This window comes from Nocardia glycosmidis (assembly GCF_052545115.1).
On the sequence record NZ_JBQWRH010000028.1, the window covers coordinates 22,139 to 43,878 of the forward strand.

At 66.2% G+C, this 21,740-nt stretch carries 19 protein-coding genes; 4 read left to right on the forward strand and 15 right to left on the reverse strand.

The features are described 5' to 3' along the window. Positions 1-31 precede the first annotated feature (31 nt). The 12 genes from ACT86A_RS25690 to ACT86A_RS25745 form a co-directional block, all read right to left on the reverse strand. Positions 32-988 (reverse strand): cyclase family protein, encoded by a 957-nt coding sequence (locus ACT86A_RS25690; RefSeq protein WP_445094791.1) that lies wholly within the window; start codon positions 986-988, stop codon positions 32-34. Next, positions 985-2,064, reverse strand: a complete 1,080-nt coding sequence (locus ACT86A_RS25695) for an acyl-CoA dehydrogenase family protein (protein ID WP_445094792.1) — start codon at positions 2,062-2,064, stop codon at positions 985-987. The genes ACT86A_RS25690 and ACT86A_RS25695 overlap by 4 nt, the downstream gene beginning before the upstream one ends. Before the next feature lie 31 nt (positions 2,065-2,095). Next, a complete protein-coding gene (locus ACT86A_RS25700; RefSeq protein WP_445094793.1) occupies positions 2,096-3,319 on the reverse strand; it encodes an acyl-CoA dehydrogenase family protein in 1,224 nt (407 codons plus the stop codon). Positions 3,320-3,360: 41 nt separating this feature from the next. Further along, the gene (locus ACT86A_RS25705) at positions 3,361-4,281 is read right to left on the reverse strand and encodes an enoyl-CoA hydratase (RefSeq protein ID WP_445094794.1); all 921 of its coding nucleotides are present in this window, start codon (positions 4,279-4,281) and stop codon (positions 3,361-3,363) included. Continuing rightward, entirely contained in the window at positions 4,278-5,261 is a 984-nt protein-coding gene (locus ACT86A_RS25710) for an alpha/beta hydrolase (RefSeq protein WP_445094795.1), read from the reverse strand. The genes ACT86A_RS25705 and ACT86A_RS25710 overlap by 4 nt, the downstream gene beginning before the upstream one ends. Before the next feature lie 175 nt (positions 5,262-5,436). Next, the gene (locus ACT86A_RS25715) at positions 5,437-6,063 is read right to left on the reverse strand and encodes a nuclear transport factor 2 family protein (protein ID WP_445094796.1); all 627 of its coding nucleotides are present in this window, start codon (positions 6,061-6,063) and stop codon (positions 5,437-5,439) included. A 136-nt stretch (positions 6,064-6,199) separates the two neighbouring features. Further along, positions 6,200-8,035, reverse strand: coding sequence for a GAF domain-containing protein (locus tag ACT86A_RS25720; RefSeq protein WP_445094797.1), 1,836 nt, complete (start codon positions 8,033-8,035; stop codon positions 6,200-6,202). A gap of 173 nt (positions 8,036-8,208) precedes the next feature. Continuing rightward, positions 8,209-9,873: a class I adenylate-forming enzyme family protein gene (locus tag ACT86A_RS25725; RefSeq protein WP_445094798.1), complete on the reverse strand. Its 1,665-nt coding sequence runs from the start codon at positions 9,871-9,873 to the stop codon at positions 8,209-8,211. 29 nt (positions 9,874-9,902) lie between these two features. Continuing rightward, positions 9,903-11,543 carry a flavin-containing monooxygenase gene (locus ACT86A_RS25730; RefSeq protein WP_445094799.1) on the reverse strand — a complete coding sequence of 547 codons (1,641 nt, stop codon included), beginning with the start codon at positions 11,541-11,543 and terminating at the stop codon, positions 9,903-9,905. Positions 11,544-11,599: 56 nt separating this feature from the next. Continuing rightward, positions 11,600-11,995, reverse strand: a complete 396-nt coding sequence (locus ACT86A_RS25735) for a Zn-ribbon domain-containing OB-fold protein (protein WP_445094800.1) — start codon at positions 11,993-11,995, stop codon at positions 11,600-11,602. Beyond that, complete coding sequence (locus ACT86A_RS25740) at positions 11,992-13,119, reverse strand: thiolase family protein (RefSeq protein ID WP_445094801.1); 1,128 nt, start codon at positions 13,117-13,119, stop codon at positions 11,992-11,994. Before ACT86A_RS25740 ends, ACT86A_RS25735 begins: the two co-directional genes overlap by 4 nt. 21 nt (positions 13,120-13,140) lie before the next feature. After that, the gene (locus ACT86A_RS25745) at positions 13,141-13,914 is read right to left on the reverse strand and encodes an enoyl-CoA hydratase/isomerase family protein (RefSeq protein ID WP_445094802.1); all 774 of its coding nucleotides are present in this window, start codon (positions 13,912-13,914) and stop codon (positions 13,141-13,143) included. 293 nt (positions 13,915-14,207) lie between these two features. Here ACT86A_RS25745 and ACT86A_RS25750 point away from each other — a divergent pair, with 293 nt between their 5' ends. From ACT86A_RS25750 to ACT86A_RS25760, 3 genes are all read left to right on the forward strand, one after another. Then, positions 14,208-14,411, forward strand: a complete 204-nt coding sequence (locus tag ACT86A_RS25750; protein WP_445094803.1) for a ferredoxin — start codon at positions 14,208-14,210, stop codon at positions 14,409-14,411. Between the two features lie 38 nt (positions 14,412-14,449). Beyond that, positions 14,450-15,661, forward strand: coding sequence for a cytochrome P450 (locus ACT86A_RS25755; protein ID WP_445094804.1), 1,212 nt, complete (start codon positions 14,450-14,452; stop codon positions 15,659-15,661). Positions 15,662-15,919: 258 nt separating this feature from the next. After that, complete coding sequence (locus ACT86A_RS25760) at positions 15,920-16,834, forward strand: TIGR03620 family F420-dependent LLM class oxidoreductase (RefSeq protein WP_445094805.1); 915 nt, start codon at positions 15,920-15,922, stop codon at positions 16,832-16,834. Positions 16,835-16,899: 65 nt separating this feature from the next. Here ACT86A_RS25760 and ACT86A_RS25765 read toward each other — a convergent pair whose 3' ends face one another. Further along, a complete protein-coding gene (locus tag ACT86A_RS25765; protein WP_445094806.1) occupies positions 16,900-18,108 on the reverse strand; it encodes an NAD(P)/FAD-dependent oxidoreductase in 1,209 nt (402 codons plus the stop codon). A gap of 99 nt (positions 18,109-18,207) precedes the next feature. Continuing rightward, positions 18,208-20,001: a flavin-containing monooxygenase gene (locus tag ACT86A_RS25770; protein WP_445094807.1), complete on the reverse strand. Its 1,794-nt coding sequence runs from the start codon at positions 19,999-20,001 to the stop codon at positions 18,208-18,210. Positions 20,002-20,169: 168 nt separating this feature from the next. Between ACT86A_RS25770 and ACT86A_RS25775 the strand changes: the two genes are divergently transcribed. After that, positions 20,170-20,745: a MarR family winged helix-turn-helix transcriptional regulator gene (locus ACT86A_RS25775; protein WP_445094808.1), complete on the forward strand. Its 576-nt coding sequence runs from the start codon at positions 20,170-20,172 to the stop codon at positions 20,743-20,745. A gap of 17 nt (positions 20,746-20,762) precedes the next feature. Here ACT86A_RS25775 and ACT86A_RS25780 read toward each other — a convergent pair whose 3' ends face one another. After that, entirely contained in the window at positions 20,763-21,530 is a 768-nt protein-coding gene (locus ACT86A_RS25780) for an SDR family NAD(P)-dependent oxidoreductase (protein ID WP_445094814.1), read from the reverse strand. Positions 21,531-21,740 lie beyond the last annotated feature (210 nt).

A 21,740-nucleotide genomic window follows, 5' to 3' on the forward strand; every position in this document is an offset into this window, starting at 1 on the left:
GCCGGGCAGCGCACGCCGCCCGGCCCGATTCTCATTTCACCGCGATCGGATTCAGCGGCGAACCGACTGCCCCGGTGATCGTGAGCGGGACGGCGGACAGGAAGAAATCGTAGGTGCCGTCTGCCGCGCAATCGCGCGCCAGTTCCTCCAGATCCCACATCTCACCGATGTGAATTCCCGCGTTGACGAGCAGGATCACGTGCAGAGGTGCGAACACCTCGGTCGATTCGTAGGGCCGGACGTCCAGCCCCCAGGTGTCGGTCGCGACCGCCACGACATCGCGGGCGCAAAGGAAGTGCGCGGCGTCCGCGGACAGCCCCGGCGCGTCGCCGCCGGCGTAATCGCCCCATTCGCCGCGCGTTCTGACCTGCGCGAGCTGACCGGTGCGTACCAGCACGAAATCGCCGGGGCCGACGTCGGATCCCTGCGACTCGGCGCACCGCCGCAGGTCCGCGGTATCGATCGCGTCACCGGGCTCCAGCCAGTCGACCCCGCGAAACCGAGCTATGTCGAGCAGTACGCCGCGGCCGATCGCACGGTCTTTGATACCGGTGATCGAGTTGCGTAGCGCACCCGCGCTCGTGACGTCCGCAGTGGTCCGCCCGTTGTACATCTGTTTGCCGTAGAAGGCGTGGGCCAGGGCGTCCCACTGGGTGCCTGCCTGCAGATACAGGTGTACGAGATCGTCGGTGCCGTCGAACTGTGGCAGGTCCCCGGCGTCGGCGGCGATATCGCCGCCGTCGCGCGCCATGTAATGCTGCGCGTTGGTCCGGCCGGTTCGGCCGCGTCCGGTCTGCGGCCCGGTCCGGTCCAGCGGCAGCGCCAGTGAGTAAGGGCGGCCGGTCCGCACCAGCCGTGCTGCCCTGGCTATCCGTTCGGGATCGACCAGATTCGCGGTCCCGACCTCGTCATCGGCGCCCCAGCGGCCCCAGTTGCGGTAGCGCTGGGCGAGTTCCTCGATCTGAGCGCGAGAGTAGGTATGCCTCATGCGGCCGCTTCGCTCGCCGGATCCAGGCTGCGTGCTGCGCGTTCAATCGGTGCGAAACCCGCGACGAGCGCCGCGGTGGACAGTGCTCGTTTCAAAAAGCGCGGAACGTCGTGCTCCCAGGTGAAGCCGATGGCGCCGTGTACCTGCACCGCGCTCCGGGCGACCCGGCCGAACGAGCGGGACGCCGTTTGGGCGGCCAGCAACGCGTCCACCGGATCAGCATGGTCCCCGATGTGCTCGGCGGTGGCGACCAGTACAGCGGTCCGCGCGCGTTCCACGTCCACGAACATATCCGCGCACCGGTGTTTGACCGCCTGAAAGGATCCGATCGGACGCCCGAACTGGTGCCGGACCAGTGCGTAGTCCACGGTCATCCGCAGCACTGCCTCGGCAGCACCGACCTGTTCGGCCGCCAGGCACAATGCCGCGGCGGCCAGCGCCCGATCCACCGCTACCGGATCTGCGGGCACCGCGGCCGCCTCGGCATCGGTGAAAGCGAATTCGGCGAATTCGCGGGAGGGATCGACCCCACGGGTAAGGCGGCGGCGCACCCCTGCACCCCTGAGATCGACGATGATCAGTGGGTGTTCCCGGTCGTCGTCGCGCACCAGCACCAGCAGGTCGGAGATATCACCGCTGAGCACCGGGCCGGTGCCGCCGGTGAGCCGTAATCGATCGCCGGTTCCCGTGATTCGTAGCTGCGGTGAGCGGACGGCCGCGGCGCCGATCGCGGCGCCGGAGGCCAGTCGCGCCGCCGGACCCGTGGCATTTTCCGGGTCGCCGGCCCGGAGTAGGCAGGCGGCCAGACCGGCCGACGCGAGCAGCGGGCCCGGCAGCAGAATTCTCCCCGCCTCCATGAGCACCACACTCAGTTCGAGCAGCGTGGCGTCAGTGCCGCCGGCTGCGTCGGGAAAGTGCAGGCCGGGCAGTTCCAGCTCGGTCATCCGAGCCCACAGGCTTCGCTGAGCTTGCTCGCCGAACCCATCCCGAGTGCGATCGAGCGGCGCATGCCGCTCGAACAGTCCACGGACCGCGTCTCGCAGCGCCTGCTGTTCATCGTCGAATTCGAATCTCATTGCACTCTCTTCCGTTGCGACCCCCAACCGGTCAGTCGCGCTTGTCCCGTGGCAGGCCGAGGATCTGCTCCGCGATGGTGTTACGTTGCATCTCGCTGGATCCGCCGTAGATGGAGATGGCCCGCGCGTTGAGGAAATCGCTCAGCCAGGCCACGGTGGAATCGGAATCGAAGCCGAGAGACTGCGGCTGCAACATCTCCTGAGGTTCGGCGCCGCGTAGGTTGTTCAGCGTGTCCCCAGCCAGCTCGATGGTCAGCTCGGTGACACTCTGCCGGTAGGTGGAGGCGACCAGCTTCACCACGGATGCGAGCGCACCCGGGTCTTCGCCGTTCGCGGCCATGGCCAGGACTTTCAGTGCCAGGCTGCGTTGCGCGTGGACGTCGGCGAGGCAGTGGGCGAGGCGTTCTCGGATGACCGGATCAGCTGCTCGGCCCATCGATTGCGCCAGGCCCCGGACCCGATCCAGTTCCAGCCTGTTGCGCAGCGAGGCCGCGATACCGCTGGTGCCTCGCTCGAACCCCAGCAGAGTCAGGGCGACCTTCGCGCCGCCGTTCACCGGGCCGACCAGGCGATCGCGGTCGGTGTGCGCGTTATCGAGGAAGACCTCGGAGAACTCGACCTGGCCTGCCATATTCGTGATGCCGCGGACCCGCACGCCGTCCTGCTCCAGCGGAATCAGCAGGAACGAGATGCCGCGTCCGCGCCGCTCGGCGGGGTCGGTGCGGACCAGTGCAAAAATCCAGTTGGCGGTGACGCCCGCGGTCTGCCAGATCTTCTGCCCGTCGACCCGCCAGCCGTGCTCGGTCGCCTCGGCTCTCGTCCGCAGCGCGAACAGATCCGAACCCGCCTCGGGCTCCGAATAGCCCTGGGCCCAGCGGATCTCACCGCTGAGCGTGCGGGGGAGGAAGTAGTCCTGCTGGTCAGGTGTGCCCCATGCCAGCAAAGTAGGGCCGAGCAGATTGATACCGAACGGGTCGTTCGGGGCGGGCAGATGTGGCACCCCCCGGCGGACGAACTCCTCGATCAGGACCGACTGATCGAATACGGAAAGCCCACGACCCCCGAATTTCTCGGGCCAGTGTGGTGCGAGCAGCGCGTTGTCGGTCAGTACCGCGCGCCACTGCTCGGTGAAACTCGCCAGCTCGTCCGGCGGGAGCGCGCCGACTCCGGCCCATGCAGCCGGGAGGTGCTGGTCCAGGAAAGCGCGCAGCTCCTTGCGGAAATGCTCGGCTGCCGGTGGAAAGTTCAGATCCATGGTGTCATCTCGTCCACATCGTCGGGATTCGGCATCGGGTGCTACACCTCGGGCTGTGGATCATCCGCGCGGGCCCGGCTCTTGACGGTCGGCACCACCGGGCGCTGTGTGGATCGGTCCCGGCCGCCGAAATCCGGGGTTTGAACGGTAGCGTCGCCACCGCTGAGCATCAGCCAGTGCGCGTGGTTCAGCTGGTGGAGCGCGAACGCGGAGGAGAGGGCCTGCCCGAACCCTTGGGCATCCTGTGCCTCATTCACCTGGTTCTTGATCAACGTGGACGCGACGGAGGGCAATTCGGCGATCCGGCGGGCGTATTCGATGGTCGAATCCACCAGTGCCGCCGACTCGAATACCCGCGATACCATACCGATGCGATAGGCATCCTCCGCAGTGAGGGAGTCGCCGGTCAGCAGGAGATCTTTGGCACGGCGGAATCCGAATTCCCAAGGATGCGCGAAGTATTCGACACCGCACATACCGAGCCGGGTGCCCACCACATCGGCGAAGGTCGCAGTGGTGTCGGCAACGATGAGGTCACAGGCCCACATCAGCATGAGGCCGGCCGCGTACACCGGACCCTGCACCGAAGCGATCGTGATCTTCTGGATATCTCGCCACTGTTTGGTCTTTTCCAGGTAGAAGTGCCGCTCCTGGCCCCACATCCGCTCGACGCCCGCCCTGGTGCCGCCGAACTGCAGGTAGGTGGGGTGCTGGCCAGGGCCGGGCACCCGCTCCGCGAGATGTTCACGCGATCCGAGGTCGTGGCCGGCGGAGAACGAGGTGCCCGCGCCACGCAATACGATGACCCGGACGGCGTCGTCGGCGCTCGCCGCGGCGAAGGCTTCGTCCAGTTCGACCAGCAGCCCCCGGTTTTGCGCATTGCGCTGACGCGGCCGATTCAGTGTGATGAGCGCAATGGCGCTGTCATCGATCGTCTCGTATTCGATCCAGTTGAAGTTCACTGCGTGTGCTCCGTTCGAGTGGTTCGGGAATCGGACTGGTCCCGGCGGCGACCGGAAGTAACGGCGGCACGTACGAAGCGACCGACTCGTGCCTGTGCCGCGCGGCTGTGCGCGACCGTGCCTGCCCAGTCGAGAAAGCCGTGTGGAAGCCGCGGATAGGTATGTGTCTCTACCTCGACACCGGCGGTTCGGAGAGCGTTCGCGTAGGCCACGCCGTCGTCGTGCAGGACGTCGAAACCCGCGAGAGCGATCAGGGTGGACGGGAGACCGGCGAGGTCCGCGTCGATCGGAGAGATTTCGGGGCCGTCGGCGTCCGGCGATTGGCCGAGGTACAGCTGCCAGCAAGTTTCGAGCGCGTCCTTGGACAGGATCGGCGACGGGCCCCCATAGGAAGGCCGTGTCATTCGCCGGTCGGTCACCGGATAGACCAATACCTGCCCGGCGAGGGCGTGTTCGGCGGAGTCCCGGGCGGCGACCGTGATCAAGTTCGCGCCCGCGCTGTCACCACCGGCTACGACCCGTCCTGGATCGTGGCCCAGCACTTGTGCTCCCGCCCTGCCGCGTGTCCACGCGAGCACATCGCGTACCTGCTGTAGCGCTCTGGGAAACGGGTTCTCCGGCGCCAACGCGTAGTCGATGGACACCACAGGGGTCCGGCTGTGCGTCGCCAGCGCGGCCGCGGTGCCGTCGAACCCGGCCGCCGAACCCGCGATCCAGCCGCCGCCGTGTGCCCAGACGAGCAGGCCGCCGGTGTGGCCTCCGGCCGGAACGTAGTGGCGCACACTGGCGGCGGCGGATTCGACAACAAGCTCGGTGACGGCGGTACTCACCGGTATCCGCGGCCCGAATCGCTCGGCGCAGAGGAGATACTTCGCCCGGATACCGGGCAAGCCGTCGGCGGGAATCCTGGCTCTGGCGTCGATCACCGCCCGCGCTTGCGGGTCGAGCCCGGTCGCCGATGTTGCCGGATGATTGTCCACGACATCCGCTCCTAGCCGATCTTCGGCCGGGAAGTACTCGGAAACCCGGCGTGACTCGTTTCCTGGATCGCCACGGCGTCCGTGCCGGGCCTCGGTGGCCGAATCTAGTCAGCGGGCGCGTGGTGAGCGGGCGGATGTTCGGCGCGGATTGTCGCGTTCTCCAACCGGGTGCTGCCTACCGATCGACCGGCCGGTCCGCAGTCGTGGAGCGATAGCGAGCGAGGCGCTGTGCGGAGATGGTCAAGGGGCGCCGGTAGCTCGGATCGAGCCGGTCCCGACTGGGCAACTCACGAGACTCGGCCAGTGCGCGCTCCCGGGCCGGAAAATGGTCGAGTGGGGCGGGCTGCTGCTCGGCACCTTCCGGCGGGTTCGACACCGGGAGTTGCCAGTCGGTGAGCACCAGCCGCCTCCGGATAGTCCATGTCTCGTCCTCCTTGACCAGGTGGTCGATATATCGGCCACCGACCATCGAGAAAGGCTTGCCGATCTTGGTCATGCTGCTGGCGATGAAATAGGTCTCCGCGTGCGCTTCGGCGCCGTCGATCTCGACACTGTGATTGCCGATGAAATGGTGGGTGCTGTGCCGCTGCTCGCGCAGAGTCGACTCCATCCACTCGTAGAATTCCTCGCGGCCGCCGACGAAGACCGCGTGATCGTCCTCGGCGTCCGGGTGATAGGTACTCAGGAAGAGATCACGGTCGAGCCGGTCCGCGGCCCGCGCGAATCGGGTGACGACCTCGAGGATCTCCTGTTTGTCGAGCAGTCGCTGCAGCTGCCGCACCATCTTCTCGTCGGCCGTCATGTGCTCTCCCTATTACGCGCAAACGGTTCCCGGGCCGAAACGCTAGCGCGCTGTGCAGCACCCGTCCGGATCGCGGCGGAGCTGGATTGTGCGGCTCCACAACCGAGTCGCACGGCATCCCGGCCGGATCGACGGTCTACTCGCCGGGGCGATCCCATGGCATATCGCCGACGAGTCGTAGCGCGGCGATGGACAGTTCGGCCTTGAGTTGGTCCGTGGTTTTGTTCAACAGATCGAGCCCGGTGAGTTTCTCGATCCGGGCGAGCCGGTAGCGGATGGTGTTCTCGTGCACGCCGAGTGTCTTGGCGGCGCGGCGGACATTTGTGGACTCCAGGAATACCCGGGCGGTGACGAACAGGTCGTCCTCGCCGACCGAGCCGTCCAGCCCCTTCAGGTTGCGCCGGGCGTAAGCGCGCGCCTCGTCCACGTCGACCGAGGCGACGAAGGGCAGGGCGGGGCCGAAATCGCCGACCAGGACCGCGCGGGGTAGCTGCGGGTGGCGAAACCGCTGCGCGCACCGCATTGCCTGCTGACACTCGGCGTACCGGTCGTGCGTGTCGGTGACGTGGGTGAATCGCTCCGAGACGACCGCCGAGATGTCGAGGGGGCAGTGTCGCTCGGCGAGCAGGCGCGCCAGCTCGTCCCGCAGCGCCCGGAGATCGGATTTCGGAGCGTCGGCGAAGACCACGACGTCACGATGACGTACCGAAGTGAGGATGTTCCCGCCGCCGAGGGCACTGCCTGCGAGCGCGGTCAGATTCCGGACATCCTCCGGGGTCAGACCCGCCGGAGACGCCGTGCTGAACAGCATGAGCAGATGCTCGGCGCCGGTGGTGAGACCGGCCACGTCGGCGCGGTCGGTGAGCGCGGCGGTATCGGTGTTGTCGGCGAGTAGGGCGCGAAGCACGCTCCCGCGCAATTCCGCGACTGTCGCCGCCTTGTCGTTGGTCGCCGCTACCGCGGCGCCGAACCGCGCGCCGACCCGATAGACAACATCGTTCTCGAACGGTTGAAACGGCCGCGCGATCTCGTGGACCACGATATGCCCCCAGCGTTCGGCACCTAGCTCTATGGGGGCGACGATGCAGCGATGGTGGATGTCGAGCGCGGGCAGCGCAGCGATCGTGCGCGTCTCTCTCTGGTCCCGGAGGCGGTCCAGATCCTTGCGGATCCGGGGATGCGCCTGGATCCGTCTGTCGCTGAAATCGACCAGGCGGCAGTGCTCGGTACCGTCCGGGTATCCGTGCGCGACTTTTCGCCAGTTCCGGTCGTGCACGCTGACCGGTCTACCGAGCAACCGCGCCGCGTTGCCTGCGAAGGTGGCAGGTGACATCCCTGCCGCGACGAGATCTTCGAGCAGCCGGTCGAGTCGGATCAAACGCCGCAGGGTGGCGTTCTCACTGCGCGCCCGCTGCAGCGATTCCATTTGTTTGCCCAGCGTCATGGTCATCGCCAGCGGTGCCCCGCACAACGCGCCGAGTTGGCTGGCGGCCTCGATCTGCCAGGCCGAGAACTTCGCCTGCTCGTGCTCGGTATCGAGGAATGCCAGGCCGACTACATCGTCGTCGAAGGTGAGTGGGATGCCGAGCATCGAAAATACGCCCAGTGCCCGGGAGGCCGGTTCCCACTTCCGCACCAGCGGGTCGGTGAGGCTGTCGTTGACGACGACGGGCGCCCGGCGGGTCAGGATCTCGTTCGAGAGCGGGTCCGTGCCGTCCACCATGGCGCGGGCTCGGGCGGTGTAGTCGGTTCGGCCCAACGACAGACCGATATGGAAATAGCCCGAGTCGTCGTCGGGCAGGGAAATCGAACACCGGCTCACTCCGGTGGACATCGCGAACGCACTCGCTACCGAGCGGAGGACCGCGTTCATCTCCGGATTGGAGTGGGCGGTACGGGCAACGGAATTCACGGCGCCGATCACCGTGGGTAGCAGCGATCTGCTGTAGGAATCCATCGTGGTGGCGGACATAGCGGCGGTCATGGTGGCGGGACCTCCGAAGCAAAGGAACTGTGAACTGGAACACAGTATGGTGGCCGATGCCTCTTTCGTCAAGGTATTGACAGAAATGCCGGAATGCGGGTTGGCCAGCGCGGATCGGCAGATTTCAAGGCAGAAATGGCGTCGCCGATAGGGCGAGCAGACTACGGCGTGGACGGTGTCAGGAGCTGTTTCACCTGTGATTTCACAAGCTTGCCGCTGGCGTTTCGGGGCAACGGCACGGTCGTCAGCACAATAGTCGCGGGCACTTTGAAGGCTGCGAGCCGCTCGGCTGTAAAGGCCCGGAGTTCGTCCGGCCCGATCGTATATCCCTTGTTGAGCCGTACGACAGCACACACTTCTTCACCGAGCCGGGGATGCGGCACACCTATCACGGCCGATTCCGCCACTGCCGGGTGGATGGAGAGCACCGATTCCACCTCACCGCTGCTGATGTTCTCGCCACCGCGAACAACCACATCTTTCAACCGGCCGACGATATAAAGGAATCCCTCGTCGTCGGCGCGCACCAGGTCCCCGGTGCGGAACCAGCCACCGTTGAACGCCGCTCGGGTTTCCTCGGGCCGATCGAGATAGGACCGTGCGACCTGGGCGCCACGCACGAGTAGTTCCCCCGCCGTACCGACCGGTACGTCCCGCCCGTTGGAGTCGGTTACTCGCACCTCGACGGTCGGTAGCGGCCTGCCGATGCTGGTCGGCCGTCGGACGAACTCCGGCCCGGAAATCGTGGTCACCGTCGAGGTGGTCTCGGTCAGTCCGTAACCGGTCACCGGGCGTACACCGCCGCCGAGCAGGCCGTTGATCTCCATTACCTGACTCACCGGCGCCAGCGAGCCGCCCGATCCCAGGGAGCGCAACGGCGTCGGCGCGGGATCGGCATGGATCAGATCAAGTATCTCGCGCACGGTCAACGGCGGCCCGGAGAAGGAGGTGATCCCGTGCCGACGGATCAGCTCGTGGGCCTGCGTCGCGTTCCACTTGTACAGTAACGTCAAGCACGATCCGCTGAAAGCGGCGCTGTAGACGAGGCTGAGCCCGGCGATATGAAACATCGGATAGACGTTCAAGGTGGTGGAAGGTCCTGCCGGTCGCTCGCCACGAAGTTGTAGATGCAGCAGGTTCGTGACGTGATTGCGATGGGTGGAGATCACCCCCTTGGGGTGCCCGGTCGTACCGGAGGTGTAGAGAATCGTGGCGGGCGCATCCGGATCGACGGTGGCCGCGGCGAAGCGCTCGGGGTCGCCGCCGCGGGCCAGTAGATCCTCGATCGAAACGGTTTCGGGGACGTCATCGCCGCAACGCACACCCACCAGTGCAGTAGTACCGTCCACAATCGTGGCCAGCGATTCGGCGCGTTCTCGATCGGCGAATACCACTGTGGGCCTGCTGTCCTCGTAGAGGAAGCGCAATTCCTCGGTTCCGAACCAGGCATTGAAACCGACCACAACCGCACCTGCAAGCTGGGCGCCCCAGAACGCGAGCGCCCATTCCGGATAGTTGCGCATGGCGATGGCGATCCGATCCCCGGGACGCACCCCCAAATCGCCGCGCAGCGTCCCGGCCAGCGCGCTCGCGGCGTGCCACTGCTCGGTGAAGGTCCACTCCGCGCGCTCGAAGCGCAGTGCCGGGCGGTCACCGTGCCCGCGTGACTCGCGCAGCACATCCAGCAGAGTATGCGGCGCGCGATCGAAAACCTTGTACGTATGCCCCCCGACCACGGCGGTGGTCAACGGGAACTGTGTACCGGCACCGACCGGCCAGACGGGGCCGGCCGGACCAGCCGGTTCCTCCCGGTTCACCCTGGTCACGGCGTCTCCTCTCGGTAAGTCGGTTTCGGTCAGGCGGTGACGAACTCGCACAGGCTGTCCATGGCGGTGCGCGCGCGGCTGCGGTACTGCGCGAATCCGCCTCCGTAGGCGAGTGCCTGACGTGGTTTGCCCGGGATATTTGCCCCGACCCACCAACTGTCCGTTTTCCAGATCAACGTCGCCTCGTATACCGAATTGGCGTGATCGCCCCAGGTCCGCTCGGCTTCCGCGGCGGGCTCGATCGCGGACCGGCCCGTGCTCGCCAGACTGTCGATCAGATCCGCGATATAGGTGGTCTGGAAGTCGCACAACAGCGGAGGGGAGAAGTGGAACGCCGGAGACTGCGGGCCGTTCACGAAGTACAGGTTGGGAAATCCCGCGGTCATCAGTCCGAGTAGGGTCCGTGCTCCGTCCGACCAGTGCTCGGCCAGCCTCCTGCCGGCCCGTCCGCGAATATCGATCCGCAGTGCGGCACCAGTAGCGGCGTCGAATCCGGTGGCGAAGATGAGCACGTCGAGTTCGTGCACCGCGCCGCTCGCCTGCCGGACTCCTTCGGGCAGAATCTCCGCGACGGGGTCGGTGCCGATATCGATGAGTTCGACGTTGTCGCGATTGAACGCCTCATAGTATCCGGATTCACCGGGCGGCCGCCGGGACAGCGGCGGATGGTTCGGCACGAGTTTATCGGCGGTCTCGCGATCGCGTACCACCGCGCGGATCTTGCGCTCCAGGAAGGACCGCAGCTCGTCGTTCGCCGATTCGCTGCGGATCAGGTCCGGAAAGCTCCGTCCCATGTGGACACCGCCTGCGCGCCAGCGCCATTCGAAGTCCGAGAGCCGTTCGGCCGGTCCGACGTCGACGGCGTTGCGCGCCTCGGGTAGCACGATCCGGCCGTCCATCAGCACCATGCCGGGGCCGCGTGACTCGTGCTCCAGCTGGCGAATCTCGGCGTAGTTCTCCTTGACGAACTGCTCGTAATCCGGATCCATCGGAGCGTTCCGCAGTGGGAAGCACCAGTTCGCGGTGCGCTGGAACACCGCGAGGTGCGCGACGTCGGGGCAGATCGATTGGATCACCTGAACACCGCTCGCGGCGGTCCCGACCACTCCCACGCGCCTGTCCGCGACGACCGGATCTGGATCGGGCCAGGCGCCGGTGTGTACGAGTTCGCCGCGGAACCTGTCCAGGCCGGGGATGTCGGGATAGTTGGGGGTGGAGAGGAATCCGGTAGCCAGCACGACATGTGATGACCGGAACACTTCCTCCGCACCGTCGACGGTCGCGGTGGTGGTCCAGGTCGCGGAGGCTTCGGCGAAGATCATCCGGGTGACGCGCCTGCCGAACCGGATATCGGGCCGCAGGTCCAGGCGGTCCGCGACCCAATTGAGGTAGCGCTCCACCTCGGGCTGCCCGGCGTACTTCTCCGACCAGTGCCAGTCCTGTTGGATATCGTCGCGGAATCCATAGGAGTACTCCAGCGACTCGATATCGACGCGGGCACCGGGGTATTTGTTCCAGTACCAGGTGCCGCCGACACTATCGCCCGCTTCCAGGAGAACGGCCGTGAAACCCCGGTGCCGCATTCTGTAGAGCGCGTTGAGGCCGGCGAATCCGGCTCCGACGATGACGACGTCCACAGTTGTGGCCGCGTACCGTTCGTCTGCTGACATCGATCTTCTTCTTTCCTCTGCGATCGGAATGGCCGCCACCGGCACTGTCGTGGGACTCAGTCCGCCAATTCGAAGGACGCCACCCCGAAGTCATCCACCACGGTGGGCCGGAATCGCAGCGGGGCGTCGATAGTGGGTGTGCCTCCCGGGATGAGAGAACTGATGAGCCGCGGCCCCTCGTCGAGCTCCACCACGGCCACCGTGTAGGGCACCTTGTCCACGAACCATTCGTGTATGGCGCGGTGGTACACGACCCAACTGACCAGCCGTCCGCGTCCGCATGCCTCGACCCAGGCGGGCGCATCGGCCAGGCAGTCCGGACATTCCTCGCGGGCCGGCAGCCACGAGTGCCCGCACCTGCCGCAGCGCTGGTAAGTCAGCCGCCCGTCGGCCAATGCGACCCAATACGGTTCGGTCAGCGCAGTGATCTCCGGCAGCGGCGCGCGGGTCATCGGTCGCCCAGGATCAGAGTGGAATGGGTTGTCATGATGCCTCCCTGGTTGCTGACGATGCAGGTGTTCGCGTCGGGTACCTGTGCGGTAGAGGTCCCCCGGATCTGCCGCACGCCCTCGATGACGAGTTGCATTCCGGGTATACCGGTCTCTGCCAGCAACCCGCCGCTGGTGTTCAGTGGCAGCGCCCCACCCAGCCGGACGGCGCCGTCGCGGACGAACTTCCCGCCCGCGCCCTTCGCGCAGAACCCGTAATCCTCCAGCGTCATGATCGGAGCGATCGTGAAGCAGTCGTACAGCTGCGCACAATCGATATCGGCGGGTGCCATCCCCGCCATCTCGAATGCGGTAGCGGCGGAAATAGTGGCTGCGGTCGTGGTCAAAACGGGACGTTGCGCGACATCCCAGGAGGTCTGGCCCTGCCCGAATCCGAGGATCGGCACCGCATCGGTGACTCCGCACCGAGCCGCTCGCTCGGCGCTCATCACGACAACCGCCGCGCCACCGTCGGAGATCAGGCAGCAGTCGTCGCGACCCAGCGGATCGACCACGGCCGGTGCGGCCGCGTGATCGTCCAGCGATAGCGGCCGGCGCAGCTGGGCGTGCGGATTGGTCAGCGCGTGCGTGCGGGCGGCGACCGCGATCTCGCCCAGATCGCCGGGCGTGGTGCCGAACTCCTCCATATGCCTGCGCGCGATCATGGCATACCCCGCAGGGGTACCGAACCAGCCGTATACCGCGTCGTCGCCCCAGCCGCGTTCGTACGCCTGCCGGGTACCGGTCCGCGGGTTGTCGGCGATCGTTACCAGGGCTACTTCGCACTGTCCGTGCTCGATCGCCATCGCGGCGTAGGAGATCATCGAGATATTGGTCGCCCCGCCCTGGTCCCACACGCCGCCGATACGGGGTTGCAGGCCCAGTGCTTCGGCGACCGTCTGTCCATACATCATCCGGTAACCCGACGTCGGGTATTTCACGAACACGGCATCGATATCGCGCTTATCGATTCCCGCGTCCGCGATGGCCTTGCGGGTCGCCTCGACATTGAGGGAGATGGTCGACCGGCCGGGAAGTTTCCCGTACTCGGTATGGCCGATCCCCGCGATGACAGTTTTTCCTCGCATTAATCTCCTCGGTTCGTATCGTCACTCGCCGACGAATTCGACATCGCGCTTCTCCGCAAAAGCGCGTGGGCCCTCGACGGCATCCTTGGTGTAGCGCAGGAGTTTCAGCAGCGATTCTTCGAGCCGGAGCCCTGTCGGTAGATCGACATCGCGCGATCGGAGTGCCAACTCCTTGGTGGCCTGTACCGCCAGCGGTGCGTTGTCCCGAATGCGCCGCGCGGTGGTGAGCGCGGTCTCCAGGAGATCTTCGTGTTCTACGAGCCGGTTGACCAAGCCCCAGCGCAGCGCCGTTTCGGCATCGAAACTTTCCCCGGTCAGCAGCGCCTCCATGGCGATGGCATGGGGTAACTGGGCGATGAGCCGCTGAGTTCCGCCGTTACCGGGTAGCACACCTCGTCGCACCTCACTCAATCCGAATGTCGCACCGGGTGTCGCGAATCTGATATCCGTCGCGAGCAACAGGGTCAGGCCGCCGCCGAGGCAGTATCCGTTTACTGCGCCGATCACCGGCTTCCACATCTCGATGCCGCGATTGAGTAATTGCCCGCGCTGAGTCAGCCAGAAGTCGCCGAGGTCGGTCGAATTACCCAGAAAAGATTTCAGATCGGCGCCGGTACTGAATGCCTTGTCGCCCGCACCGGTGATGACCGAGACCCGAATATCCCGATTGTCACGGATCTCCTGCCATATCTCGGAGAGGCGATGATAGGCATCAGCGTCCATCGCGTTCATTCGTTCCGGGCGATTGATGGTGACCAGCGCTATCTGGTCCTTGATTTCGAGGTCGATGGCCAATTCGCTAGCTCCCTGGTTCGGTTGGCGGCGACGATACTGGTGCGCCGAGCCGGAACCGGAGGCTTGCAGACGGGGAACTTGTGCGTATCTCCAGCATCGGATCCGGACGGGGAAGCGGCGTTTCCACGACGTTGGTCACCGGCGCGTGAGTGCGGTGACGCGGTGCCGGAGACATTCGACCCGGCGCTTGTAGCCGCCTACAACCCGGCGGAGATCTCGATGCGGAGGTCCGTTGTGACGCTCCTTACATTCGTGCGGTGAATGGCAGCGACACCCCCGGAGACGGAGGACCTATGGGGACTCGGATCAGTGCCGAGAAGGAGAAGTGCATCGGAGCGGGCCTCTGCACCGTCGCCGCGGCGCACTTCGATCTGGATGAGTCAGGAAAAGTCGTGGTGCTGCAGGACGGCGATATCGCAGAGGCCGACCTCGCGCTTGTCACCGACGCGGTATCCATGTGCCCCGCTGAGGCGCTGAGCCTGCGGGAAGACGGTTGATCGCACCGAGACGTTCGTAGATCTAGACGAGGAGCACCATGAGTATCGATACTCTCCCCAGCATCGACTGGATGTCCGAGGACTTCCAGACCGATGTGGAGCGTGCATGTGCGGCGATCGCCCCGCACCAGAAGGGGCCGGGCCTGGTCCGCAGTGATCGGGGAATCGAGATCGTGAACTACGCTCTCGCGCTGAGTGTCGTACGCGACGCCCGATTCAGTTTGGCCATGCCGTCGCGACTCCGCACCATCGGCATTCCGGACGGAGCCGCCGCACGCTCCTTCCTGAACTTCCTGTTCAGCCGCGAAGGGGTAGATCATGTTCGTGCGCGAAAGGCGTGTGCGCCCTGGTTCACCGCCTCCGGCGCCGAGAAGCTGCGCGAGCAAACCCGTGCCTGGGTGAATCAATGGCTCGACGAAAGTAATTCGGAGCGTGCGGACTTCGATTTCCTCGGCCTTCTGTCGAATCGTCTTCCCTCGACCCTGTTCTGCCTCATGATCGGGGCACCGTTGAGCGACGCCGGTTTCATCCAGCACATGTCCGAGGAGATGATGCTGCTGACCGCGCCGCCGGCCCCAGGGAATGCCGAGCGCATCGAGGACGCCGCGATCAAGACTCAGGCATACCTACTGGACCAGGCCGAACAGCGGCGGCGGAAGCCCGGTGCGGACCTGCTGTCGCATATGGTCGGGGTCGAGGCCACCGGCGCGATCGACACCGACGATATTCTCGCGGTCGTTTTCAACGCGCTGGTCGGCAGCACCGACACCACCAGTAGCCAGATCTGCCTGAACCTGCAGGCGCTGGCCGCGAATCCGGATCAATGGCGGCTGCTGAAGGAGAACCCGGCGCTGGTCTCCAAAGCTGTCATGGAACTGCTGCGGTACAACCCGGGCGCATGGTCGGTGCAACGTTCGCCCTTCGACGAGATGGAATTCGAAGGACTGCGAATCACCCCGGAGGACACCCTCTTTCCCGCGGTTTTCGCGGGCAACAACGATCCGGCCGCCTTCCCCGAGCCGCGTCGGCTGGATATCGAGCGGGAGCACGCGGTCACTCCGCTCAACTTCGGCACCGGCCGGCACGGCTGCCTCGGTCGGATGATCACGCTGATGGAGCAGGAAGAGGTGCTGCTTGCGGTGACGCGGAAGTGGAAGTCCTGCACGGTGCTCGACGCCGATTTCAGCGGCAAGATGTTCGCGCTGGCTCCGCAGAGCTTCCGCGTGTCGTTCGTCCCGGATTCGGAGTAACTTCCGCCCGGATCGGAATGCCCGGCCGATCGGCCGGGCATTCCGGCGCCGCGTCATGCGTCCAGAAAGGTGACCGGAGATGGTCGTCAGGTGTCCGGTTTGCGAGATTGCGGTCGATATCGACTTCTATCCCGAGGCCATTCGCCGTGAATACAACGACAGTGAGATCGAGTTCTGGAGGTCGCTGGACAAACAGTGGACCGGTGCTCCGTCCGGCGGACATTCCGTGCCCGCGTCCGCCGCTCCGGTGGTGTCCGTATGACCGGTCCACGACGCGCGGTTCCGCCGCTGCCCAGGGTCGGGATCTGGACCGATGTGTTCGATTTCCTTCCGATCGGCCGGGCTCGGGAGCTCGCGGCCGAACTGGAGTCGCTCGGTTTCGGCTCGGTGTGGCTGCCGGAGATGGTGGGCCGGGACCCGTTCGTCCAACTGTCGATGCTGTTGTCCGCCACGAGGCGGATGACCGGTGCGACCGGTATCGCGAGTATCTGGGCGCGTGATCCGATCACCACCGCCTGCGCGGCGAATACGCTGACCGAAGCCTTCCCGGACCGGGTGCTAGTCGGGCTCGGGGTGAGCCACCGGTCGGTGGTGGTGGGCATGCGTGGCCACGACTACCGGAAACCGCTCACCGCGATGCGGGTCTACCTCGACGCGATCGCGGCCGCACCGTACTCCGCGGTACCGCCCGCCGCGCCTGCCCGCTACATGCTGGCGGCGCTTCGGCCACGCATGCTGGAGTTGGCCGGGACCCGGACCGCGGGCGCGCACCCCTATCTGGTGACACCCGAGCACACCGCGAGCGCCCGGCTGGTGCTCGGTGCCGGACCCATGCTCTGTCCCGAGCAGACCGTGGTGGTGGAATCGGATCGAGCGAAGGCGCGGGCGATCGCCCGGCGTTTCCTGTCGGTATATCTCACCCAGCCCAATTACTTGCGTAACTTGCGTGAGCTCGGCTTTACCGAGGCCGATTTCGGTGCCGGTGGTTCGGACCGGCTGGTGGACGCGCTGGTCGTGCACGGCGATATCGACAGCGTGGTCGCCCGGGTGAACGAGCACAGGGACGCCGGTGCTGATCAGGTCGCGGTGCAGGTGCTCTCCGAAGTTCCGGGCGAGCCGCCGATCAGGGCCTGGCGGGAGCTGGCTGCGGCCCTCCCCGCGATCCGCGGCTGAACCCACACCGTACAGAAGCTGCGGTGACGGGTGCGGCGGGCCGAATATCCGGCCCGCCGCACCCGTCACGCGGGGAGTGTCGATGCGTCGATCGGGCTGTTCGGGTCTGCGATCAGATCCGGCGCCAGCACCGCACGGTCCGGATTCGCCAGTACCCGCCGGGCGGCGACGTGGTCCCGCGGCGCATCCAGGGACTCGACTGCCATCAGTTCACCTGCGGCATCGATCCGGCACACCGAGAAGCCGCCCGTCGCGGGGTTACCCCGGAGTACCGCGCGGTCTTCGGGTCGGGCGCATCCCGCGATCATCAGTTTGTGGCCGTACTGCTCGGTCCAGAACCACGGCACCGCCCGGTACGGCTGCGCGAAATGGCCGGCCGCGATGCCCTTGGCGAGGTAGCGGGCCTGATCGGTGCCGTTCTGCACCGATTCCAGACGGATCGTCCGGCCGGAGACCGCGCAGGGGAACAGCGCGCAGTCGCCGATCGCGTACACCCCGGGCGCGTCGGTACGCAGATTCTCGTCGACGACGATGCCGTCCGCGGTCGTGAGTCCCGCCGCGGCGGCGAGTTCGATGTTGGGTGCCACCCCGATACCTACCACCACGGAGTCTGCCGGGAGCCGCTCCCCGGAATCGAGCACTACCTCGCCGGGGCGGAGGGACCGTACGGAAGTGCCCAGTGCCAGCCGAACGCCGTTGGCCGTCTGTAAGGTGGCCAGATGGTCCGACATCGGCGTCGAAACAGCCCTGGTCAACAGTCGCGGCGCCGCCTCGATCAGGGTCACTTCGACATCGTGCGCTCGTGCCGCGCAGGCCAGTTCGAGACCGATGAAACCGCCGCCGACGATACACAACCGGCGCCCCGGCCGCAGTTGCCGGCGAATGGCCTTCGCGTCGCTCAACGAACGGAGCACAGCGTATGGGGCCGCCGCCGGAATCGATCTGGCGGTCGCGCCGGTCGCCAGGACCAGGGTGCCGTACGGCTGGATCGCACCGTCCGCGAGCCGGACGGTGCGGGTGTCGATATCCAGCGCCGCCGCCGACTCGCCGAGCCGTAGACGGATGGACCGGTCCTGCCAGAAGCCGTCATCCCGGATCTCGACGGCGGATCCGCCTTTGAGGTAACTCTTGGACAAGGGCGGCCGGTTGTAGGGCTGATGCGGCTCCGCACCGATGACGACGATGTCGCCGGGGAAGCCTTCGTCGCGCAAGGCGATCGCCGCCGAGACACCGGAGTGCCCGGCACCGATGATGACAATGGGGTCAGAGTTCATTCCACGTCTCCACTGCGGGGCGGGGACGGCTTCGTCCCCGGAAAGCTGGAACAGGTTGTCGCGGTCGGGCAGTCGAGGGGCGAGTGGCCCGGTCGGCGGTCAGGGAGCCTGGACGAGCGCACCGGTCTCCACACCGAGAATCTGCAGCGCGACGTGCTTGGAGTGGCCTCGCACCATACCGGTGGAACCGGCGATGAACCACAGTTTGGGGTGCCCCGACTGGCGGAAGGTATTGCGGAGTTCACCGTACTCGTCGAGCCCCCACACCGGTGTAACGCGCTCGACGACGTCGTCACCGAGGATCGGCCGTGCGATATCGCGCATATTGGACCAACCGGTGGCGAATACGACGATATCGGCGTTCTCAGTGGTGCCATCCGAATAGACCACGCCGGTCTCGGTGAACTCGGTGATCTCGCCGCGTTGCACGCGCACGGTGCCGTCGATGATGAGCTGTGCGCAGCCCTTGTCGATGTAGTAGCCGCCGCCGCGACGCAGCGCGGCGCCCAACATCCCCTCGGCGCCACGGCCCAGGTCGACCTCGAAGCCGACCCTGGTGAGCCCGTCGATGAGGTCGGCGTCCAGTTCGGCGATCGCGCGGGTGGCGGCGGGACCGAGTTCCTCCAGCGCGAGCAGATATGGCATCGAGGCGTTGAGCAGATCGGCGTCGCCGAGTTCGGGACCGTCCTCGGTCCAGTACGCGCCGTGGAAGATGGGGATGCCGTTGACACCCGACATCACGTAGGTGCCGCCGCGCTGCACGATGGTCGTCGCCTCGGCACCGCCCTCGTAGAAACTCTGTGCCACGTCCTGCCCGCTGGAACCGGTGCCGACCACGATCGCCTTGACACCCGGGTAGTCGCGGCCGCCACTGAAGGCACTGGAATGGACGACTTCCCCGCGGAACCGCCCCGCGCCCGGAATTTCCGGAGTGTAGGGCAGCCCGGCCTGCCCGGTCGCGAATACGAGATGGCTGGGACGCAGGACGCGCTCTCCGCCTTCCCGGTCGACGACGACAGTCCAGCGTCCCTCGTCGGCGTCGTAGTCGGCGCGTTTCACCTCGGTCCGCACCCAGGCATTCAGCTGGACCAGGTTGACATACGACTCGATCCAATCGCCCATCAGCTCGGCCGGGGTGTACAGCGGCCAGTTGGCGGGGTACTCCAGGTACGGGAACCGGGCGAACCAATAGGTGTCGTGCAGAGACAACCCGGCGTACCGGCGGCGCCAGTTGTCGCCGAGACGTTCTTCCTTGTCGACCACAAGATGCGAGACACCGAGGTGGCGCAGCCGGGCCGCGAGCATCAAGCCCGAATGGCCGGCCCCCACAATCAGCACCGTCGGCTCGAAATCGGCGAATTCCCGTTCCTCCGATCGGGTTTCGTAGAATGTCCGACGACCGCGGATCGCGGTGTTGTACTCGGGAAATTCGACATCCCGGATAGAGGTGTGGCGCTCTTCGTGCCCGATCAGGTCCTCCATGCTGGTCGCCATCGTCCATGCCTTCCAGCCACCGTCCACCTCACGGAGCCGGACCACGCCGCGACACTGCGCCGGGTCGGTACGGAAGGTGAGCAGTGCCTCGATGGTGATGCCGCCGTCTGCGCGGGTGACCGTGGGTTGCTTACCCACCTCCACCGCGAAATCTCGTGGGTTGACGAGGGACGCGAACTCGCCGATCAACCGGATGATCCCGGGAACACCGCGGTAGGTGCGAATATCCCAGGTCAGTGCGAGTAGATCACGCCACCAGCTGTCCGCGACGAAGAGCTCCGCGATATCGTCCCCGTTCTCGTTCCGGAGGCAGGATTCGAGCCGCCGCAGCCATTGCGACACTTCGGCTGTCGCGTCGAGGGACGGAGTAAGGTCCTGGGGCGTAGTCACTGCGGTCATGGTCGGGTCGCCTCTTCGTTTGTGTCGTTCAGGGCCGGCGAGGGCGGTATCCGCTCGCGGCGGGTTGTGCCGACGTCGCTTCTGCGCGGACGCTAGCCGAGCGGGCGTTCCGATCATCTACGCTCAAAATGGGTGTTTGTTCATATCGACAGCCGAGGGGTTCTCATCGTGCAGACAACGACGGACGGTCTACCCAGGGCGACCAGCGGTGAATCCTTGGCGTCCCGGGTCACGGTCCATGAGATGGACAATCTGATCGACCAGGTGCTGGCAGCGCGGTATCCGAACATAGACAGTGCCGCCCTCCGGATGTCCACCAATCTCAAACGAACGCTCACCTACCTTGCGCATCGAGAAGCGACCGCGGTATACGACCGTTTCGGATGTCCGGAGGCCGCCTCCCGAGTGCTTTCCATGCTCTGGATCTTCGGCGAGATGCTCACCCGCGATATCTGTAAACTGACCGGCGTCTCCCGCCAAGCGGTCGCAGGTGTGCTCAACACCTTGGAGAAGCGCGGGCTCATCAGCCGCGACCGGGCCAAGGACCAGGATCGACGACAACACACCGTCCGGATCACGCCGGCGGGATCGGATCTGATCGGCCCCAGCCTGCTCGCGCAGAACGAAGTCCACTCCGAGTTCTTCTCGGTGCTCAGCGCTGACGAGGCCGAGCAGTTCGCCGCGACCCTATCCAAATTGCTGCGCGCGCAGAGCGCCGGGCACCCCGGCACGGACGGAGCCTGATCGCCGGCCCGGTCGAGTCAGCGCGCGGTCCAGCCGCCGTCGACCGGGATCGCGGTGCCGGTCACGAAGGTCGCGGTGCGCCCACACAACCACGTCACCGCCGCGGCGACTTCGCCGGGATCGCCCATGCGTTCCATGGCCTGCTTGTTCTGGAGCTGTCGCGCGTCCTCCGGGCCGGTTCGGACCAGCCGGCGCTGTAACCCGGGGGTGTCGATAACGCCCGGGCACACCGCATTGACCCGAATCCCTCGCGTTGCGTATTGCAGTGCCGCTGATTTGGTGAGCCCGACGACACCGTGCTTCGCGGCCACGTACGCGGGTGAGTTGTCGGCTGACCCGGTCAGGCCCACCGCGGACGCGATGTTGACGATCGAGCCGATCGCGTCCGGGGTCTCCAGCAGGTGTGGCAGCTCATACTTCATCGACAGATAGACGCCACGCAGGTCGACGTCGAGGACGAGATCCCAGTCCTGCTCGGTGAGATCGGCGAGATCGACCGCCTTGGTGCCGAGTCCGGCATTGTTCACCGCCGAATCGAGCCGGCCATAGGCCGACCTGACCGCGTCCAACGCGGACCGCACCGACGCGGCCGATCGCACATCGCAATGGACACCGACGGCGTCGGCACCCGCGCGGCACAGCTCTGCGGCAGTCGCACCCGCACCGTTTTCGTCGAGGTCGAGCACCCCGACCGAGAATCCGGACCGGCCGAGGCTCAGCGCTATCGCGCGGCCGATCCCGTGGGCGGCTCCGGTGACGACTGCGACGGGCTTGCTGGACGGCATGGGCACTCGATCTCCTCCGGGTACTTGAGCAACCGGACGTTAATCGCGGGTACGGCCGCAGCGGATGAGAGGACAGCGGCTCGTTGGAGAAGATTCCGATCTGCCGCAGCGAGGGTGTTCCCGGTCACCTCGGCGCCGGATAGCTTCCCCAGCGTCGCGGATGGTCCGCGGAGCCGCCGGACGGGGGGAGCCACGACGGCACGTCGAGTT

What these genes read in the sequence shown, in the direction of transcription:
- ACT86A_RS25690 (WP_445094791.1), bottom strand. Translation starts at nt 988, where the DNA reads ATGAGGCATACCTACTCTCGCGCTCAGATCGAGGAACTCGCCCAGCGC.
- ACT86A_RS25695 (WP_445094792.1), bottom strand. Translation starts at nt 2,064, where the DNA reads ATGAGATTCGAATTCGACGATGAACAGCAGGCGCTGCGAGACGCGGTC.
- ACT86A_RS25700 (WP_445094793.1), bottom strand. Translation starts at nt 3,319, where the DNA reads ATGGATCTGAACTTTCCACCGGCAGCCGAGCATTTCCGCAAGGAGCTG.
- ACT86A_RS25715 (WP_445094796.1), bottom strand. Translation starts at nt 6,063, where the DNA reads ATGACGGCCGACGAGAAGATGGTGCGGCAGCTGCAGCGACTGCTCGAC.
- ACT86A_RS25720 (WP_445094797.1), bottom strand. Translation starts at nt 8,035, where the DNA reads ATGTCCGCCACCACGATGGATTCCTACAGCAGATCGCTGCTACCCACG.
- ACT86A_RS25730 (WP_445094799.1), bottom strand. Translation starts at nt 11,543, where the DNA reads ATGTCAGCAGACGAACGGTACGCGGCCACAACTGTGGACGTCGTCATC.
- ACT86A_RS25735 (WP_445094800.1), bottom strand. Translation starts at nt 11,995, where the DNA reads ATGACCCGCGCGCCGCTGCCGGAGATCACTGCGCTGACCGAACCGTAT.
- ACT86A_RS25740 (WP_445094801.1), bottom strand. Translation starts at nt 13,119, where the DNA reads ATGCGAGGAAAAACTGTCATCGCGGGGATCGGCCATACCGAGTACGGG.
- ACT86A_RS25750 (WP_445094803.1), top strand. Translation starts at nt 14,208, where the DNA reads ATGGGGACTCGGATCAGTGCCGAGAAGGAGAAGTGCATCGGAGCGGGC.
- ACT86A_RS25755 (WP_445094804.1), top strand. Translation starts at nt 14,450, where the DNA reads ATGAGTATCGATACTCTCCCCAGCATCGACTGGATGTCCGAGGACTTC.
- ACT86A_RS25760 (WP_445094805.1), top strand. Translation starts at nt 15,920, where the DNA reads ATGACCGGTCCACGACGCGCGGTTCCGCCGCTGCCCAGGGTCGGGATC.
- ACT86A_RS25765 (WP_445094806.1), bottom strand. Translation starts at nt 18,108, where the DNA reads ATGAACTCTGACCCCATTGTCATCATCGGTGCCGGGCACTCCGGTGTC.
- ACT86A_RS25770 (WP_445094807.1), bottom strand. Translation starts at nt 20,001, where the DNA reads ATGACCGCAGTGACTACGCCCCAGGACCTTACTCCGTCCCTCGACGCG.
- ACT86A_RS25780 (WP_445094814.1), bottom strand. Translation starts at nt 21,530, where the DNA reads ATGCCGTCCAGCAAGCCCGTCGCAGTCGTCACCGGAGCCGCCCACGGG.